The sequence below is a fragment of the Longimicrobium sp. genome, assembly GCF_036554565.1.
In the GTDB taxonomy this organism is placed as follows: domain Bacteria; phylum Gemmatimonadota; class Gemmatimonadetes; order Longimicrobiales; family Longimicrobiaceae; genus Longimicrobium.
The window spans coordinates 1-1,649 of sequence record NZ_DATBNB010000092.1; the positions used below are offsets into that span (position 1 = coordinate 1).

Genomic DNA, 1,649 nt, shown 5'->3' on the forward strand with positions numbered 1-1,649 from the left:
CCCGACCTGGAATCGCTGCTGGACCTGGTCCGCGGCCGGCGCATCGTGGTGCTGGCCGGGGCGGGCTGCAGCACGGAATCCGGCATCCCCGACTACCGAGGGCCCGACGCGCGGCCCCGCGCTCCCGTGCAGTTCCAGGACTTCATGCGCACCGAGGCCGCACGCGTCCGCTACTGGGCGCGCAGCGCGGCGGGATGGATGCGCTTCTCCTCCGCGCGGCCGAACGATGCGCACGCCGCCCTGGCGCGGATGGAGGAAGGCGGCGCCGTGCGCGGCATCATCACCCAGAACGTCGACGGCCTGCACGGCGCCGCGGGGAGCCGCACCGTGGTGGAGCTGCACGGCTCCCTGTCCTCCGTGCGCTGCATGGCGTGTGGAGAGATTGCGCCGCGCGACGACTTCCAGCGGCGGCTGCTGGCGGCGAACCGGGGATGGGCGGACGAGATGGCCGCGCGCGCGGAGTCGGGGGAGGTGCGCTCGGCGCCGGACGGGGACGCAGATCTGCCCGCGGCGCTGGTGGACGCCTTCCGCGTGCCCGCGTGTGAGCGGTGTGGAGGGGTGATCAAGCCGGACGTGGTGTTCTTCGGCGAGAACGTGCCGGCCGAGCGGGTGGAGCAGGCGTGGCGCCTGTACGGCGAGGGAGAGGTGCTGCTGGTGGCGGGGTCGTCGCTGACGGTGTACTCCGGCCGCCGCTTCATCTACCGCGCGCAGCAGGACGGGGTGCCCATCGCCGTCGTCAACATCGGCCCCACGCGGGCGGACGAGATGGCGGCGGCCAAGGTGGAGGGGCGCCTGGGCGAGGTGCTCCCCCGGCTGGCGGAGGCACTTCACCTCTCGCGCTGAAGGTCAGCCACTTCCGAACCGCTACGTCACGGGCTTACTTCCCCGGCCGTGGCTTCAGGAACTCGCCCAGCGACTTCGCGATCCCCACATCCGCCTGCAACTGCGGGTTAAGAACGCTGAGCAGGCCCGACAGGGTGAGCAGCACGAAGGGAAACATCCCTTCGGCGGTGAGTTTTTGTCTTCCGCTACTCTCGGGGAGGAGATTGTAGCAAGCCAGCAGCAGGACAGGAATAGACACGATAGCCAGCCGACGCATCACGGGAAGCAGCCGTGCACCCAGAGTCTTGAAAGGCTTGACCTCTTCACCTGAGGGCGCAGGCAATGCATCCCAGGTGCCCTCTACGAGGTTGGCGAACATTTCGCCTGCGCGCTGCTTCACTTCTTCGTAACTCTCGCGGCTGGGCGCAAATGCCTGGCGCGCCAGTTCTTGGAACGCAGATGATATCTGGGCGCAGCGGCGCGCGATCCAGCTGTCCATGTCGTTGTGCCCGCATCGGAAGAACATGCCCATGTGCGGATCGAACGTACGGGCTACCGTGTTGAGGCCGTGCACGATCTCGCGCTTCCGCCCGACGTCGCTCCAGTCGGCCTCGGCCTCCGCGAGGGCCACCAGCACCTTCGCCATCTCGTGCACCGCCACGGCCACCGGCGCATCCTCCCGAAGCCGATACCGGACGGGGGAGACGTTCCAGCGTAGAAGCGCCCTGAGGGCCAGAAACAGCGTGCCCAGCCCGAACACGAGGATTGCGACCGTCAGGGTTTTCCACGCTTGGGCGTCTAGTTGATAAGCACGAGGTTCCACTGCC

At 68.5% G+C, this 1,649-nt stretch carries 2 protein-coding genes; one reads left to right on the top strand and one right to left on the bottom strand.

The annotated features are described in order from the left end of the window. Positions 1–843, top strand: an 843-nt coding sequence (locus VIB55_RS02485; protein WP_331875083.1) for an NAD-dependent protein deacetylase, incomplete at its 5' end; no start/stop codon positions are given. 34 nt (positions 844–877) lie between these two features. On the opposite strand, the gene VIB55_RS02490 is transcribed toward VIB55_RS02485, so the two are convergent. Further along, positions 878–1,649, bottom strand: a 772-nt coding sequence (locus tag VIB55_RS02490; protein ID WP_331875084.1) for a hypothetical protein, incomplete at its 5' end; no start/stop codon positions are given.